Here is a 17679-nt window from a genome sequence, read left to right on the forward strand (position 1 = left end):
CTACGACGACATCGTCGACCAATGCTGCTTCGCATGGAACAAACTCGCCGATCAGCCGTGGCGCATCATGTCTCTCGGATTGCGCCAGTGGGCCCATGGGTTCTGATCAATGCGCGTTGGTATAACCTGGCCGAACTTGAAGAGCTGCTCAAGGCCGGCGACGTCCATCTGCCAGGCGCAGCCCCATGGTGGCGCCCGCCGAGGCTTTACCATAGTTGCCGAAATAGAACCCATTCACGGCGTCCTCCTATTCGTGAGGATGTCGAGATGCGCGGTCCACTCGGTGGCCGGTGCTTGTTGCGAAGCCATGCAGCAGCGCGCGTGTGGCCAGCTCAAGCAGCGGCCACACGATATTGGTTCGGTCAAGCGACGCGCGTCGGCGCACGATCAGATGAAAATGTAATCGCCCTGGACCAGATCAACGGACACACCGGTCAACTTGATGGTCTCTGTAACGCCGCCAAACGCGGCGCCGGCGTGGATGACATAGAGATCCGTCCCAGCGCTATGCGTGAGATAGGCATCAGTGCCGAACCCTGTGAAGCGCAGCACATCGCCTCCTGCTACGCCTGCCCCGGCGAAATCTGTCACGATGTCGCCGTTCGCTTCACCCTTTTGGAACACAAAGGTGTCGTTGCCGGCGCCGCCGGTCAGCGTATCGACGCCCGCGCGGCCATCAAGGACGTTGGCCCCTGCGTTACCAACAATAACGTTGTTGAGGACATTCCCGGTGCCGTTGATCGAAAGGCTGGAGGAAAGCGTGAGGTTCTCGACATTGTCAGCAAGCGTATAGCTTACGCGACTTAGAACACGGTCAGTTCCCGCTCCGGCATTTTCAATCACGACGTCGTTAATGTTGTCCACCGTATAAGTGTCGTTCCCCGCGCCGCCTTTCATCGTATCAGCGCCTAGACCGCCATCGAGACGGTCCGCTCCGCTCGAGCCAACCAGCAGATTGTCCAGGGCATTACCAGTGCCTGTAAAGGCCTTGGTTCCCGTATAGAAGAGAGCTTCGATGTTTGCCCCAAGTGTATAGGATGTAAGGGCCGTCTGGACGATGTCATATCCGCCATTTGCTAGCTCTACGGGAACGTCAGAGGCGGAATTCACAACATAAATATCGTCACCAAGGTGATCGTTGCCTCCCGCACCCGGGTCGATTGGCGGCGTCACATCGCCCTCAACAACCGGTGCCGGCCCCGCAACGCCATCGATCAGGTAGTCGCCTGCGCCGAGATTGGTTACTCCGGTGAGGCGGATAGTCTCTGTAGCTGCGCCGAATTCCGCTCCAGCATGGATAACGTAATAATCAGACCCAGCTGCGTGAGACACATAAGCGCCCGCGCCATAACCAACGAGATTGAGGATGTCGCCTCCCACGTTGCCCGCGCCAGTAAAGTCGGTGACCACGTCACCATTCGCTTCGCCTCGCTGAAAAACAAAGGTGTCGTTTCCGCTACCACCGGTCAGCGTATCTGCTCCACCGCGTCCGTCGATCACGTTCGCGCCAGCGTTTCCGACAATAGTGTTGGCGAGTATGTTGCCAGTACCGTTGATAGCGAAGCTCGTGGAAAGCGTCAGGTTTTCAACATTGTCGCCGAGCGTATACGTGACTTGGCTCAGTACCCGATCGATCCCCTCGTTGGCACGTTCGATGATCACGTCATTGACATTTTCAACAATATAAGTGTCGTTGCCAAGGCCACCGATCATGGTGTCGGCTCCGCCAAGACCTTCAAGTCGGTCGGCGCCACTGCCGCCTTGCAAGACATTGTCGAGCGCATTGCCCTTGCCTGTAAACGCCGTTGTTCCTGTATAAACCAGAGCCTCGACGTTTGCGCCCAGCGTATAGCTAGTCAAACTCGTGAGCACCCGGTCAAAGCCTGCTCCGGCCTGCTCAATCACGACATCAGATGCGCTGTCGACGATATACGTATCATCGCCACCGTTCCCGGTCATGGTATCATCGCCACTACCACCATCCAAGGTGTCGGATGCAGCGCCTCCCAACAGCGTATCGTTTCCGGCGCCGCTCTTGATCAAGCTTGCGACGCCCGAAAGGCTTGCGTCTAGGACGTCATTGTTTCCTGTGCCGTTGAGGCGAAGATCGCTCACGCCGACGCTCGAAAGGTCCCCAGCCACTGCAATCGCGCTTGCGGTGAGGTTCAGCACCTCAATGTTGCTAGCTGTAAAATCGGTATTGCCGCTTGCGTTCAACGAGAAGCGGACATCGCCAGCTGAGACACCCGCGGAGATGCTCGAAGCGGTAAGATTAAGGATATCCAGGCCAGCTTGCCCGTCAACGCGGTCATACGTCAGATTAGGGGTGTAGGTGAAAGTATCGTTCGATGCAGTGCCCGCAAGCGTATCACCTGCCTTGACATCAGCCACTGTCACCGTGATCGCCTGTACAGAACTGTTCGTGCCGTCCGACGCGCGCACATTTACGGTGTAAACCGGGGCGTGGTTGCTGTTCTCAAAATCAGGCGAAGCGATGAAGGCCAGCACTCCGTCACGGATCTGGAATAGCGCCGCATCATCGCCACCATCAATCGAGAACACCGTGGCCTCGCCCGTCGTATCGGCATCGGTTGCCGAAAGCACAACGGCGTCAGTCTGGTTTTCGTTGATCGAAACCGCAGCGCTTGAGCTGAACACAGGCGCGTTGTCATTTACGTCCGCAATCTGGACCGTCAGCGTCTTTTCGATGCTGTGATCGGCCGAGTCTGTCACCCGGACCGTAACTTGGTACGATGTCGCGGTCTCGTAATCGAGCGGCTTTGCCAGCACCAGCTTATCGCCCGAGATTTTGAACCGCCCCCCGGCATTGTCAGTCAAAACGTAGCTATTGACCTCGGCAATGTCCGGATCGTCGGTCGAAAGCGTCCCGACGATTGTGCCCACACCAGCGCTTTCCGACACGGCCCCTGCAGCAAGCGCAATGTCAGTCGGGGCATGGTTGATCGGCGGAAGGAACACATAATCGTCGGCACTTAGTCCATAGACACCAATAATCTGGATCGTCTCGGTGACGTAACCGTAATCCTTGCCAGCGGTGATGGTGTAGTAGTCTGTTGAGCCGACCTGCGCGATAGTGCCATCGAGCCCGTAACCTACGAAGCTAAGCTTGTCGCCTCCTGCGACCCCCGCTCCTTGGAAATCGGTAATCTTGTCGCCGTCGGCCTCGCCGAGCGTGAATGAAAACACATCGTCGCCAGCGCCGCCGGTGAGCATGTCAGCTCCGCCTGCACCATCGAGGATATCGGTGCCTGCTCCACCGATGATCTTGTTGGCAAGGGCGTTGCCGGTTCCAACAAAGTTCCCAGTACCGATGTAGGTCAGATTCTCGACCTGATCTGGCAAGGTGTACTGGTCGAGCTTCGCCTTAACGAGGTCGGCGTTGCCCTCGCCAGCCTTTTCAATGATAGTTTCCGTGACGTGGTCGACGAAATATGTGTCGTTTCCGGCGCCGCCGATCAGAATGTCGCTGCCCGCACCGCCGTCAAGCGAATCTGCACCATCTCCGCCGTAAATGACATCGTCACCGTCGTTACCCTGAAGGTTGTCGTTGCCCGCTCCACCTTCAATATAGTCGTTGCCGGCGTCGCCTTTGATCAGGTCATCGCCATCATCGCCGAAAAGCCGGTCGTCGCCATCATTTCCGCGTAACGTGTCGGCTCCACCGCCGCCGCGCAGGACATCGTTGCCATCGCCGCCATTCATCTGGTCAGCACCAGCACCGCCCTGCATCGTGTCGTTGCCGCCCCAGCCTGACATCAGGCCGCCTTGGTCACCACCCTGGATGTAATTGTCCAAGCCATTGCCCAGCAATGAGTGCTGGCCCGTGCCGATGTAAATCAGATTTTCGACGTTGTTGTCGAGCGTGTAGCTGGAAAGCGTGGTCTTGACGGTATCGATGCCCCTGTTTTCGCCCTCCTGAACGTGGTCGGCCAGAGTTAACGCCAAGTATGTGTCGTCGCCAAAACCACCATCCAGAAGGTCATAATTGCCACCCCCGCCAGTCAACGTATCGTTGCCGGCGCCACCGTAAAGCTGATCGTCCCCAAGACCGCCATTCAGTGTATCGTCAAAATTAGTGCCGAACAGCTCTTCGGAAGCATCGGTGCCAACCTTGTTGACAGCTACGCCCTTCTCGACAGTGTACTGGCTTGCAAATACATGAATATAATCGATCTGCATCGTTGCCGGAAAAGGCGTCGTGCTGTTGGGATCACCCGACCACGTGCCGCCACCGCCAAGGTTGGCGATCATATACATCGGCTTGTTCATTTCAGGCCAGGTCGGCATCGTCCATTGCGCAATGCCGTCGACATACCAGGTCAGGTAGTCTGGTTCCCAATCAAGGCCATAGGTGTGGAATTCAGTCGTTGCGGTGTTGACGGTCAGCTGCTTGGAATAGGCTATCTGCTGCCCCCCATCGACTGCATGCGCAACGTTGATGACGTGTGTGGGGTCGCTGCCCTTCTGCTCCATAATATCGAGCTCTGGCGGCCAACTGCCGTCCATTGGGAGCAACCAGAATGCGTCGTGCAAGCCCGCGCCCGCCGGGAGCTTCGCACGAATCTCAAAGTATCCGTACGCCTGGCTGAACGTACCGATCGAGTTGATCATCCCCGAGGTGTACTGGAACCCATTGTATTTGGGCTGATCTTCCGGCGCTACCGGATTCATGCTGATCGAAAGAACACCGTCGTTAACAGCGAACGGATCAACAGTCACCGGGTTTCCAAAAGCGTCGAGGTCGCCTTTGAAGGTAAAGTACTGGATCGATCCATGATCGACCGTGCTGTGCGCGGCTAATCCTGTGCGGGGATAAAGTTGGTACCAGTTACCAGTGCTTCCCGTACCAGTATTAACGCTAAATGTATTAAATTCATCGGCGAAGGTCGGGGTGTAGGATTGGATCTGAGTTTTAAGAAGGAAGTTTTCAGCCGTAAAATTATTGATGTTGAAATTTTTGAATGTCACGGAATCGGTTGTTGAGAGCTTGAGCACAACATTGGCTCCGCTCTGGGTCATTGCCGCCTTCACCTGCGCGAATGACGTATAAGTGGTGAAGTTGTACAGATTGACCCGGTCGTCGGTCCCGAAATCCATGATGGTGTCATTTCCAAGGACCGTGAAAATGTCCTTGCCCCCACCGCCGGTCAGCTCATCAGCACCGCCTGCACCGTCGATAACGTTGTTTGCAGCATTGCCCTTGATGATGTTGTTGCCGCCATTCCCTGTCCCCATAATCGACAGGTTGCCGGTCAGGACCAGGTTCTCGACATAGGCCGGAAGTGAATAAATGAAATCGGCATAGGCCGTGTCGGTGCCCTCGCCCGGCTTCTCCGTGATGACGTCCTTGGTCGAGTGAACGTAATAGCTGTCATCGCCCAACCCGCCGGCTAGGGTGTTGCCGCTCGATCCCGGAATGCCGTACGCGTAGATCGCGTCGTTTGCATTCGTGCCAACCAGGTTCTGTCCGACCGCCGTTCCGGTGATCGTGTTCGTCGGGAGCCCAGAGGAAGCAAGCGGCATACAGGACCTTCTCAATCAACCGAAGCTGTTAACCATCGGAGTTAACACAGTTTGTCGGGACGGCGGCGGCTTGTTGCGCAAGACCGAAGCGCCAACTCGACATCGTCCTGCCCTACCCGCCCGCGCGATTCTCGTAAACGCGATTTACCATATTTCTCAAACGCCTCGGATTCGCGTCTCCAATTGGGACGCGAATCCGACGGGGCGATCGGCTGCCTCCACCAGCTTGCTCTCCAACCCGATTGGGAGTGTCCAGTTCGCCTTGCAAAACTCAGGTCAATTTGGGAAGATTGCTAACATAGTTGCGCGCCAGCCCATGGCCGAATGAAGCGCGCGGGCGTGGCGCCCTGTCGCATTTCATCTCATCCAAGCCGCTTCAACGTCGCTGCCAGGAAAGCATAGAGCTTGCGCCCCCAATTCTCCAGCATCCCGCCGGGACCTTCTTCTGCATCAGCTACTGGTTCGCGCGAGCGGTAGCTTTCGCCAGCGACGCCTGCAGGAACAAAATCACCATGAGGGGGCTCACCCAGCGTCACTGTCCCGTCGATCGGCAAATTGCGGAACATCACCCGCTGCCTTGCATGATCAACTGCACTGGCGCAATCGATCTGGCTATTGGCGGGTGGCCACACTGCGGTCTCGGGGCTGCGCAGACTGTTTTGTACGATGTACACGTCACGCAGCACCATGCGAGTATTGAGCGCGCAATTCCGACCTTGTATTGTCCAGAGCAGAAACCCGCCCTTGTTTGGTTTTCCATCCGAAAACTGTGGCTTTACCGGAGCGGTATATCGCAAGTTGACTCTTGAAAGAGACACAAGCCCAGTCTCTTTGCCACCATGCATGTCAGGTAATTGAATACCTTGATAGCCGCTGGTAGCGGTGAGCTGATCGACGCGAAGCTCACGGACGCCGCCCCAGGGCTGGATCACGTCGGAATGGAACGTTGCCTGTGTCCCCTGAAGCCCCTCGACGCGGACGCGCTCGACCTGCACGGTGGCATCGGGCGCCGCGATTGCTATTGCATCGAACTCCCCTCCATCCGGATTGCTTATCAGGACACCTTCGATATGGACCGTGCCGGTTGCGCCCTTGATGTAGATCGCGCGGCGCATTTTGTCGCTTTCGGGAACGGAAATGTGCCCTCCGATAAGAATCACATTGCGGCCGCCAAGAATTACCGTTGAGCCTCGCTTCACAACAGATGGCAACTTGAGAACATAGTCCTTGTTTGCATCGAGCCGAGTGACTGTCGGCCCGGCATTCAGAAGGATGGTTTGCGGCTTCTCCAAGCGCGGTGCGGGCCAGTGAAGTGGCGCAGTCGCCAGTGCTAGTGCCATTGGCAGCATCATGTTTACCTCGAAACAAGGCCCCCACAGCGTCTTAGCGGTTTGCAAACGAGCCAGCAAGCCAAACAGGCGCGAGCGCGTCAAAAGGATGGGCACGACACCGGTTTGCCAAGGCTTGTCCTAGGTTGCCAGTTTGCTGACCGGAGGAGCTTCTGCGGGATTCAGCTTTCGGCGCAACGCCCCAGCGGGCTGCTCGACAAACTTGTACATAGCCGCCGAATAAGCAAGCGTGAGGCCCGCGGCCAACACCGCAGAGCCAAGCTTGCCGAGCTCCGGATGCAGATTATGCAACATCTTTATGAAGAAATAATGAGATAGATAGATTGTGTATGAATAGCGGCCAATAATTTGAAATGGCGCTGACTCGAGCACACGAACAATTGTATCGCGACGGGAAAGCACACCCGAGAAAAATACGAACAGCAAGGCGCCTTGTAAGGTATAGCGTATGGTCTCTCGAAAGGCCTCGTTACGTGGAATGATAGTGAGCGCTAGCAGGATTAGTGCTCCATAATATTGCCACGCCTTCGGAGTCCACGCGCGCTTTTCCAGCGCCGGGTTTTGCCAAAGCGCAAGGACTGCACCGAATAGGATCGAGTCGAAGCGCGTGTGGCTAAAGTAATAAGTATAATAGGTATCCCCGTAGACAAACACGTGGACCATGCGCAGGGCTAGTGCTACTAGGCAAGATAGGCCAAAAACGAGAGCCATCTTTTTTATGCTCATTTTATGAGCAAGAAAAATAAACACTGCCGGAAATAACAGATAATAGTGTTCTTCGACCGCAAGTGACCAGAGCGGCATGCCTGGCACGCCATCTGCGTGACCAAACGGCTCGGCATAATTGATGCCAAAGAACATCTGCAAAAAGATTGCAATCGGATCGAGCGCGGAAGGAACGAGGCCTGCAGCACTGCCAATGCCAAACAGCGCAATGCTGATCCAAAGAGGGGGCACGATCCGCAAAACACGTCGCAGATAGAAGCCCTTCAAGCTGACTTGCCCTGTTGACGCCTGCTCAACCCTCAACAGCGAGGTGATCAGATACCCGCTCAGGAAAAAAAAGATCGTAACGCCAAATCCGCCAGGGATCAGAACACGGCCTAGCCCTGCGTGGCCGAGAAAGACTATCCCGATTGCCACCGCGCGCAAGCCATCCAAGGCCGGTGAATGGCGAAATCGTCTGACCGTTAGTGCCGGATCCATCGCGTCAGGAATTGTCGTCGCTCGATCCACAGGTTTCCCCCGCTTCGCGCGACGGCCTGGTCACGCGAGCGCTTGCCAATATGCTTCAAGGCATGAGCATGCGGAATTTTCCAACTCCGCAGGCCCGATCACGCTTCGACCCTAGCTGGCACAGATACAACTAGCGAGTCCCTTTGCGTTGCTCGCAATTCGCTCAAATGAAGATATAGTCTCCGCTTGCCAGGTTGGTCACTCCAGTCAGTTGGATCGTTTCCACAACACCGCCATAAGCGGCTCCGGCATGGATCTCATACATGTCCGAGCCCGCTGCATGGGTAAGATACGCATCCTGCCCGAAACCGACAAATCGCAGAACATCGCCGCCAACCACGCCGGCCCCTGCAAAGTCGGTAATGACGTCACCAGCAGCTTCGCCACGCTGGAAAACGAAGGTATCGTTACCGGCACCACCGGTTAAGGTGTCAGCGCCACCTCGGCCATCCAGCACGTTTGCGCCAGCATTGCCTATAATCACATTAGCAAGGGCATTGCCGGTACCGCTCAACGCGAGACTGGTCGTGAGCGTAAGGTTCTCGACGTTATCGCTGAGCGTGTAGCTAACCTGGGAGAGGACACGATCGGTCCCTTCGTTGAACAATTCAAAGATCACGTCTTTGACATTATCAACGACGTAAGTATCCGAACCTGCGCCCCCGCGCATCGTGTCAGCGCCGGCACCGCCATCCAGGCGATCTGCTGCGCTTGATCCGACCAGTACGTTGTCCAGCGCATTTCCGACGCCTGAAAAGGATTTCGTGCCAACGTAAGTGAGATTCTCAACGTTGGCACTGAGGGTGTAGGATGTAAGAGACGTCTGGACGGTGTCGATGCCGCCGCCGACCTGCTCAACGACCACATCACCTGCACTGTCCACTATGTAGAGATCGTCGCCGCCGTTGCCGGTCATGCGATCATCCCCACTCCCGCCATCAAGGATGTCTGCGCCCGAGCCTCCGACCAAAACATCGTTACCTGAAAGGCCTTGAAGCGATAGCGCAATGCCAGCTCCAGATCCATCAAGGGTATCGATCGCTGAGGTTCCGACCAGTTTTAAACTTGAGATGGATGTGTTGACGATGGGGCTGTCAAAACGAACGGCACTTGCTGTTACCTGGATTTGTTGCGCGTCGCCGATCGAGAATTCCGGAACTGCATCGCCGCGAGAATCAAAGTGCACAAGACCATTGACGTCGCCAGTTATGGCCACACTGGCCGCGCGAAACTCAAACCGATTGTTACCCTCGAGCAACTTCAACGTATCGTAGCCGAGAGTTGAAATCGGGCTTTGTGCGCCATTGTATGTGAAAATACCCTGGCCATCATCGTAGACCACGCTATCATCGCTACTGGTACCAAAAGCCGTGTCAGAGATGGTTACGTTCTTGACTTCCACAGTCAGCAACTGTGTCGAACTGTTAACCCCATCTGACACAATGATCTGCACCTGATACAGCGGATTATGCGTGCTGCTCTCAAAGTCAGGGGCCGACTTGAACTGGAGTTCGTTGCCGTTTACAATTTCGAATAGGGCGCCATCCGCAACCGTCGGGTCAATTGCCATGGTCAAGGCTTCGCCGGTGGTATCCACATCAGCAGCACTCAACCGCTGAACAAACTGGGTGTTCTCGTTGACGGCTGCAGAAGACGGTGATGTCCAAGTTGGCGCATTGTCATTGACGTCCCGGACACCAAGCACGAAATCCTTGACCAGAATGTGGCCGTCCGAGTCCGTCAGCTGGATTGAGACAGTGTAGGATTGCCCATTCTCGAAATCCAGCGGGGCAGTTGTAAAGATCTGGTTGGCAACCAGCGAAAAGCGTCCCTGCGCATCGTCAAGCAGAGTCCAGGTGTTGATTTCAGAAACATCCGGGTCAATGCCGGTCAGAACGCCAACGAGTGTTCCCGCCGGGGCATTTTCCGCAACGGTCGCTGCCGAAACGATGATATCAGTTGGTTGTCGATTGAGGTCGTCGATGAAGAAGGTCGCATCGTCGAAAGAAACCCGCTCGACGTTCGAGACATAATCGCGATACGGAAGCGATCCGCGCAAGTCCTGAACCCGCCACGTGGTCGCATTGATCCGGATAAAGCTATAGTCCTCGCGATTGCCGTCATAGATGATGAGGTCATCACCCTGTCCGCCATCGATCGTATCATTGCCGTCACCGCCTTTGATAACGTCGTCGCCGCTTCCGCCCCACAAGTTGTTGTTGGAAGAGTTGCCAGTGATGTGGAGCGGGGCGCTCGTCAGACGCCCATCGACATCATCGAAACCGGAAACCACGGGCAGGCCTTCGGACTGGTCCGATGCCGAAAGGTCGATGATGTCGCTGCTCAAAAGGAGCAGCACGTCTCTGCCAGAGCCGCCCTGAAGATTGCTCTGCACACCCCCGTAATAAACGACTGTGTCATTGCCGGCCCCGGCATTGATCGTATCAGCCCCGCCCAGTCCGTCGATATAGTCATCGCCGGCGTTGGTACTGATTGAGTCTGCGTTGATAGTCGGCAAAGGCTGGCCCGACGGCGAGTGCGTCGCATCGACGAAGTCCACCCCGGTTGTCCCGACGATCTTGACGCCCTTGGCATAACCCACAGAACCGGTCGGGACTGTGGCGGTGGGGACAGGCAAAGCAGAAGGGCTGGCGCCGCCTGAAAGGCTCATCTGCAGATTGTCAGCCGTCAGCGTCGACGCCGAAACATTCTGCAGCCGCGCTATCTGGTAGTAGGTGCCCCCAAGAGCCGGAGCGACCTCGACAAGCGTGTCGCTCCCGTCCTGGATGAAATGGACATAACCCTTCGCCAGAAAATCGCCGGTCCAACCATATCGCGCGCCCAGGATGGCAACATCGAGATAGTCACCGCCACTGCCGGCTTGGAAATCGGTGATGATGTCGACGGAATCGGTGCGATCAAACACGAACCGGTCTGATCCTGCGCCACCCGTCAGCCGATCTGCACCAGCGCCTCCCCAAATGTAGTCGGCACCGCCGCCACCATTAATGGTGTCGACCCCACGGCCGCCAAGGAGGCGGTCACCTTGGTCCGTTCCCACCAAGATATCATCGTCAACCCCGCTCCAGCGAGTGACGGTGGTATTGACCAGCTGGGTCGTGCCAAGGTTTCCGTCGCGGGTTTCATATTCGAGGTAGCTATTTTTGATAACATTATTCGTGGGGTTGCCGGTGACCACATAGACGTACCGACCCGCCTCGCGAATGATTACGTTATCCGCGACCTCGTAGCTAGAATCGCCGTAGCCGTATTCCATGTACTGGAACCCGCGCTGATCGCCGACGCTCCCTGAATTAATGACCTGGTTGCCAACTCCGCGAAAGCCAACAAATCCGTTGGACTCGAACGACATCACGTTTTCCAGGAGAGCATTGCGCCCTTCGGAGTGGAACGAATAGGAAAATGCCGATGCGTAATAGGACACAGTGTCCTTGACGTGCAGATTTATATCCGCCCCGTAGTGCGCAAGGTTGGGATCATTCACGTCCGAAACAACGCCATTGTCATCGGTCGCATGCCGGACACGCTCGGCATATAGACCGATCACCGTCGTCCCTATCGAGCTCGCTGAATGGACCGCGTACCCGTAGTGCCCAAGCGGAATGTCATCGAGCAGATTGATGATCGCGTTGTCCTGCGCCAGCGCATTGACGGTGTTGACGAAGTTGATTCCCATCGAGTTGCCGTCCCGGACGGTCAGATGGTTCACTTCGGGCGCAATGGCATTGCGGATGGCGATGAGGTCTGCATTCCAGGACGGCTGAGTCTGATCGCCGACCACCGTACCGTTTGTGATCGTCAATTTTCCGCTGACAATCTCGCCCGCCCGAACGTTGGTCAGATATTGGTCTGCATAAAGCGGCTCACCCTTGACCTCGACGGTGTTGCCATTGATCGACACGATCTGCATCGCCTGGCCAAGGCGAGTCGGCTCGGTCGTGTTGCGATTGTCGAACGGCAACACATCGTCGGCAACGATCTTGATCCAGTCCCCGACCTTGAGGCCGCTGGTGCTTCCACTGAAGGTGACCTTTGCGTTTTCGCCAGAGATGTCGAGCGAGACGGCTTGTCCAGCAGACATCGTGCCAAACCCGGTAATAACGGACGCATCGCCCGCCTGCTGGAGTGTTGATCCATTGAGATTGATCGTGATGTCGCGGCTCGTGACATCGATCTTGAGACCGTCCGTAATCCGGATTGTCTCATTTGCCGGTAAGATCAGCGTGCCGCCGTTTTTTAGCAGGGCGAGCGCACCTGCGATGTCGCTTTCATTGGCGCCGGGAGCGAGTTGCAGGACGTCAGTCATAAGTTCCATCTTGGCTAGGCGTGCAGTGCAGCATTACCGGACTCGGAAATTCCTTGCAAACGGCTTAACCACGTTTGAACCTTAAGCCCTCCCCCACCCGAAAGGTGTGTCATTTTGTTTCACTTTTCTAAGAGTCGTTCGTTTGCACCCGACGTCGGGATCGCAAGAAGAGGCCAGCACAACGAGCCACGATTCGCGGTGTGAAATAGATTGCCTCAATACCTGCTTCACATTTATGTTGCAAAGAGAGCGCGCCAACTGCGGCAGCAAGTGGCAGCGCGCATCAGGGGCCTCGTGAAGAGCACCTGCGGATAATGCGTCGCAAAGCGGAGCGTCCAATGGCGTCAGGATGCGGTTTTTAGAATGAGGCAAGCGCGATGATTGGCTTCTTGAACACCGACAGCTCTGCCTCGATCGGACGCAACGCATTACGCGATGAGCCGTTCTATCGCACCGGCATCAACGTGGCAGCAGTGTTCATCGTGCTGTTTGCCAGCATGACCTTCTTTCGGATTCGCGACTACACTGACAAATCGCTTGATTTTCAGACCGCTTTCAAACTGCTCGCGATCGGGCTCAGCTTTGTCGTTCCGATTGCCTCCCTGATTGTTCGGCGCATTTCTCTTTCCAACCGGATCGTGCTTGTCTGGCTTGCCTTTTTGCTGACGCTTGTTGCCTCCTCCTTCCAAGCGCCCTTGTTCTCAGTATCGTTCATCGACAGCGCTGCATTTGTGGGCTGCTTCCTGTTCTGCGTTTGGATGGCAACGCGCTTTGGCGAGACCAACTCAGCCACCTTGATGGTGCTGATTGTTGCCACCGTCGCCGTGCTCTCGCTTGTCGTCTACTTCGTCAATCCAGAGCTAGGTCGCATGCGCGCTTGGCTTGGCAGTGAGTTTGGCGGCAACAATCGCATTCAGGGCATCGCCGGCTCTCCGAATGGTCTGGGTTCGATGACCGCGATGGCGTTGCTGCTGACGTTGCTATATTTCAAGCGAATGACGCCGTCGGTCCGAAAAGCGGTGATCGTCGCATGCGTTCCGGTCGCCATCTGCCTGGTAATGACCGACAACCGAATGAGCTTCGTCTCGCTCATTGTCTGCACCGGCATCTACTTCATCAACCGGGGCAACCGGCTAGCTAACGGCTTGCTTGTTGGTCTTGCACTGACGGCGATGCTGATTGTCTTGCTGTCGGCCCCTGAATTTTTCCTTTCATCACTTGCGCGCTCTGGCGATGCGAGCGAAATCACCACGGGTACGGGACGTGCCGAGATCTGGTCCGTGGTGCTCGAGCATATCGCACGGCGACCCGTCACAGGTTATGGCTACGCTGCTGCGACGTCCATCCTTCCGCTCGACCCGCGACTGTTTTCCGTGGCGGCTCATACTCACAATCTTTATCTCGAAGTGCTGTTTTCAGGTGGCCTCATCGCACTGGGCCTGTTCCTCACCGCAATCCTTATGACCGTCTATGAAGGTGTCCGAAAGCGCTGTTTTGAACCGATGATCGTGCTGTTTTTCTTCCTCGTGCGCGGGGTCACCGAACCATCCCCGTTCGGAAACATGCCATCCTTTGCCGGCTATGCCTTCTTCCTTTCCGTGGCCTTTGTCGTGGTAAGAGTAATGAGCGCTGAGACCGCCTTTCGCCAAAAAGTTCGCGATCAGTCGGCTGCCTCCATCGCACGGTGTCGCGCGATCCTGCAAAGCGCGCGCTCTCCGGCCTGATCAATTTTCGAGCCCAAAAAGCTGCGAATCGTCCGAAGTCGCGATATTGCACCTGCAACTGACGTGTTCCCGAATGAGCACGACTTAGCAGTTGTTGCCGGCTCTTGTTTCAGACCGCTTTGGGCCGGGCTACTCTGTGGATGCTTATCCGCTGGACCAAATAAATCAGCCTGAGCGAAGAAACTAAACATCCTGTCGCGCCAACCTCACGGACTGGCGCAGGTTCCAATCTAAACCCTGCGTTGCCCGGCGCAAATGACTAGCCAACCAACGCAATTCGGTTATGCTGCGTATGCGAACAGCGCTTTTTGCGATTCATCGCTTCTACAATTTAGTAGACAGGGGCTTGGCGATGGCAAGAATTGCTCTCCAGCATGTGCGTATGCCACGTCTCGGTCTCGGACTGGCTCCATCGCATTTTGGATGCTCGTTACGTAATATTTACCATCGCATGCGAGGCAGCCTGAAGCACAAGCTGCGATGCACCGCGTCGTGGCAGCGTCGTATGATACTGCGGGACAGGGCTGGATGGACAAGAGGTGGGGCACTATGAACGAGCAAGTTGCGCTTGCATCGTTTTCGGCAGCGGCAGACGTCTTGGGTGTACGCAACACCAACAAGGCCTTGCTTCGCGCCCGACTGGCGTTGGCTCTCTTTCCCATGGACTTTTTGGCAATTGTCCTGGGTTTTTCCACCAGCAGCTTCGTACGGTTTGAGACTGCCTGGTCGCCCACGACCTCGATCCTTATCATGGCGACCCTCATCCTTTATCTCATATGCGGAGCTGCTCTGCGCGCATACTCCGGCCAAGTGCTGATTTCTCATGTGGCAACCGCTACCCGCGCGGGCCTTTCGATCCTCATTGCGGCAGCCACTCTTTCGACGCTGTTGTTTCTCCTGAAAGCCGGTGGGGCGTTATCGCGTCTGGAAGTCGCATTTGGCATCGCCTTTGCGAGCGGCCTGATGGTCCTCTTCCGTCTGATCTATGTGCACTATTCGCGCGACCAGCTTGAAGGTGCGCTTTACTCGTGCCTGGTGCTTCGGGATGGAGTGCTGGGCGATCCGCGCAGCTCTCTCCCTGCAATCGAGGTGGGGCGCTACTTCAACATCGATTGCCCTGGCCCAGACGATTATGATCGCCTCGCACAAGTCATCGCTGGTTTCGACCGGGTCATTGTCGAATGCAGCCCCGAGCGCCGTGGTGACTGGTCCCATGTCCTGAAGGGCATGAATGTCCATGCTGAAGTGGTTGCCCCTGAACTATCCGGCTTACGGCCGCTCGGCATTGGTAGTTTCGCCGAAGATCAGACTTTGGTTATAGCGCGGGGCCCTCTTGCCTTGCGTGATCGCATCTTCAAGCGCCTGTTCGATGTCGCGTTTTCAGGCCTTGCCGTGTTGTTTTTTTCGCCGCTAATGATCCTGACGGCTCTTGCGATCAAGCTCGACAGCACTGGGCCTGTCTTCTTCATGCAACCGCGGATCGGGCGTCAGAACCGAATTTTCTACGTGTTCAAGTTTCGATCGATGCATGTGAATCTTCTTGATCACGGCGGCAAAAAATCGACACAGCGAGGTGATCCTCGGATTACGCGGGTGGGCCGTATCATCCGAGCGACCAGCATCGACGAGTTGCCGCAGCTCTTCAATGTTCTGCGCGGCGATATGAGCGTCGTAGGCCCGCGTCCTCATGCTATAAACTCGACCGCAGAAGATCTTTTGTTTTGGGACATCGACGCGCGCTACTGGCAGCGTCACGCCTGCAAACCGGGGATCACTGGTCTTGCGCAGGTGAAGGGCTTTCGCGGAGCGACGCATCAAAAGCGAGACTTAACTGATCGCGTGACTGCGGATCTAGAGTATCTCGGCAGGTGGTCCTTGTGGAGCGATATCGTGATTATATTGCGAACCTTTGCGGTTCTTGTGCATAAAAATGCTTATTAGAGGGATCTCCAAACTGCTGGAGATCCTATTCAACCTTGCATGCACGAGGAGGCTTGTGAGGGGTGGCAGAGATTGGGGTTCGATGTATTCATCCGGCGAGCACGGAACGGGGTGTCTATCCGGCTTGCCCCGCCTTGCCGGGTGGGCGTGTGAGCGGTTTTAAGCGTGCTTTTGTGAGTGCGCGTAGGAGCGGTTGAGGGTTCAGATCACTGTGTTCTCGGGGCCGGAGCGGCGTCGACCTGGTGCAACTCCTGCGGGTCGCGCGGCGCGAACTCACGCTTGAATCCGCGATGGCCAAGCTCGACAAATACCACCTGCTCGTGCTCGACGACTTTGCCTACATCTCGCGCGATCAGGCCGAAACGTCAGTGCTCTTCGAGCTGATCAGCGCACGCTACGAGCGACGGTCATTGCTGATCACCGCCAACCAGCCCTTCGGCGAATGGAACAGGGTCTTCCCGGATCCCGCCATGACGCTCGCCGCCGTCGACAGGCTCGTGCACCACGCCACCATCTTCGAGATGAACGTCGAAAGTTACCGGCGGCGCACCGCACAGGCCAGGCGAACCGGCGCCGGGCGCCCCGCCGCCTACACCACGCCAAAGGTCCTCGAGGCCATCCGCGACAATCAGGATGAGAACGACGACCTTGCCAGCGACAATCAAAACAGCCACTGATCGTCGCGCCGCGACAATCACATTCTCATCCTGATTGTCGCGCAATCCTCATCCAGTTTGTCACGCTACAATCGCCCCTTCGCTGGCGCCGATCCGCCGGCCCACTACTCATGCCACCGATGTGGGGAGCATCCACGAACACACCTCGCATCATGGTCAGGGATCCTGCAGGCGGACGCCTATGGCGGTTATGGCGAGCTCTACGCTGCGGACCGCCACGCCGGCCCCGTGCTCAAAGCTGGCTACCTCGCCTACGCGAGGCGCAGGTTCTTCGTAAGCGCCGACGGACCCGGTCTTGTGCATGATGGTGCTGGCGTGAATTTCGCGGGGCAGTAGGAGGCCTTGCGAGTGGATATCGAGCAGTCAAACGAGCCTCGTATGGGCGCTTGCCGGGATGGTGGAGCGGTCGTGCGGGTTGAGCGGCGGCGCCATTGGAGCGACGAGGAGAAACTCTCGATCCTGAAGGAGACGACGCAGCCTGGCGTGATCGTGGCGGCGGTTGCGCGGCGGCATGGGATCGGAACAGGCCAACTCTATACGTGGCACAAGCAGTTGCTGCGCGGCGCGATGGCGGGATTTGTTCCCGTTGAACTGGTGAAGCCTGCACCTGTTGGCAAGCTCGCTGATGTCGGCCGGATCGATATCAGGCGGGGTGACGGCTTCATCGTCTCGGTGGACAGGCTGGTGGACAGGGAGGCGTTGAGACTGGTCCTCGAGATCGTTGGGGAGCTTGAAGGTTGAGCCTGACATTGCCGCCGTGTCAACGCCGACCGAAGATTCCCCAGAAGTGCCGATATAAAATTCCCCAGTCTGGGATTTCGGTGATCAGCCGTAGCGGTGATCGATGAGGCGCTCCTTTGGGGGCCTTCCGCGCCGGCGTG

7 protein-coding genes and 2 pseudogenes are annotated in these 17679 nt (G+C 56.6%); 5 read left to right on the top strand and 4 right to left on the bottom strand.

The features are described from left to right. Positions 1–387: 387 nt before the first annotated feature. From HHL27_RS21790 to HHL27_RS21805, 4 genes are all read right to left on the bottom strand, one after another. Entirely contained in the window at positions 388–5544 is a 5157-nt protein-coding gene (locus tag HHL27_RS21790) for a family 16 glycosylhydrolase (RefSeq protein ID WP_169495469.1), read from the bottom strand. A gap of 362 nt (positions 5545–5906) precedes the next feature. After that, positions 5907–6989: a hypothetical protein gene (locus HHL27_RS21795; RefSeq protein WP_169495470.1), complete on the bottom strand. Its 1083-nt coding sequence runs from the start codon at positions 6987–6989 to the stop codon at positions 5907–5909. Between the two features lie 24 nt (positions 6990–7013). Continuing rightward, positions 7014–8129, bottom strand: a complete 1116-nt coding sequence (locus HHL27_RS21800) for an acyltransferase family protein (protein ID WP_169495471.1) — start codon at positions 8127–8129, stop codon at positions 7014–7016. A gap of 163 nt (positions 8130–8292) precedes the next feature. Further along, positions 8293–12456 carry a cadherin domain-containing protein gene (locus HHL27_RS21805; protein ID WP_169495472.1) on the bottom strand — a complete coding sequence of 1388 codons (4164 nt, stop codon included), beginning with the start codon at positions 12454–12456 and terminating at the stop codon, positions 8293–8295. 389 nt (positions 12457–12845) lie between these two features. On the opposite strand from HHL27_RS21805, the gene HHL27_RS21810 reads away from it, so the two are divergent. From HHL27_RS21810 to tnpA, 5 genes and pseudogenes are all read left to right on the top strand, one after another. Continuing rightward, positions 12846–14180, top strand: coding sequence for an O-antigen ligase family protein (locus tag HHL27_RS21810; RefSeq protein WP_169495473.1), 1335 nt, complete (start codon positions 12846–12848; stop codon positions 14178–14180). A 549-nt stretch (positions 14181–14729) separates the two neighbouring features. Next, positions 14730–16121: a sugar transferase gene (locus HHL27_RS22650; RefSeq protein ID WP_240960245.1), complete on the top strand. Its 1392-nt coding sequence runs from the start codon at positions 14730–14732 to the stop codon at positions 16119–16121. A 197-nt stretch (positions 16122–16318) separates the two neighbouring features. Then, positions 16319–16798: pseudogene (locus HHL27_RS21820) on the top strand (ATP-binding protein); the annotation flags it as partial. 63 nt (positions 16799–16861) lie between these two features. Then, positions 16862–17092, top strand: a pseudogene (locus HHL27_RS21825) (IS66 family transposase); the annotation flags it as partial. A gap of 54 nt (positions 17093–17146) precedes the next feature. Next, positions 17147–17539, top strand: a complete 393-nt coding sequence (gene tnpA / locus HHL27_RS21830; RefSeq protein ID WP_206069788.1) for an IS66-like element accessory protein TnpA — start codon at positions 17147–17149, stop codon at positions 17537–17539. Positions 17540–17679 lie beyond the last annotated feature (140 nt).

The sequence above is a fragment of the Novosphingobium olei genome, assembly GCF_012927405.1.
Taxonomy (GTDB): Bacteria; Pseudomonadota; Alphaproteobacteria; order Sphingomonadales; family Sphingomonadaceae; genus Novosphingobium; species Novosphingobium olei.

Excerpts from the sequence above, each read along its gene's own strand:
- HHL27_RS21790 (WP_169495469.1), bottom strand. The coding sequence starts at position 5,544 with ATGCCGCTTGCTTCCTCTGGGCTCCCGACGAACACGATCACCGGAACG.
- HHL27_RS21805 (WP_169495472.1), bottom strand. The coding sequence starts at position 12,456 with ATGACTGACGTCCTGCAACTCGCTCCCGGCGCCAATGAAAGCGACATC.
- HHL27_RS22650 (WP_240960245.1), top strand. The coding sequence starts at position 14,730 with ATGAACGAGCAAGTTGCGCTTGCATCGTTTTCGGCAGCGGCAGACGTC.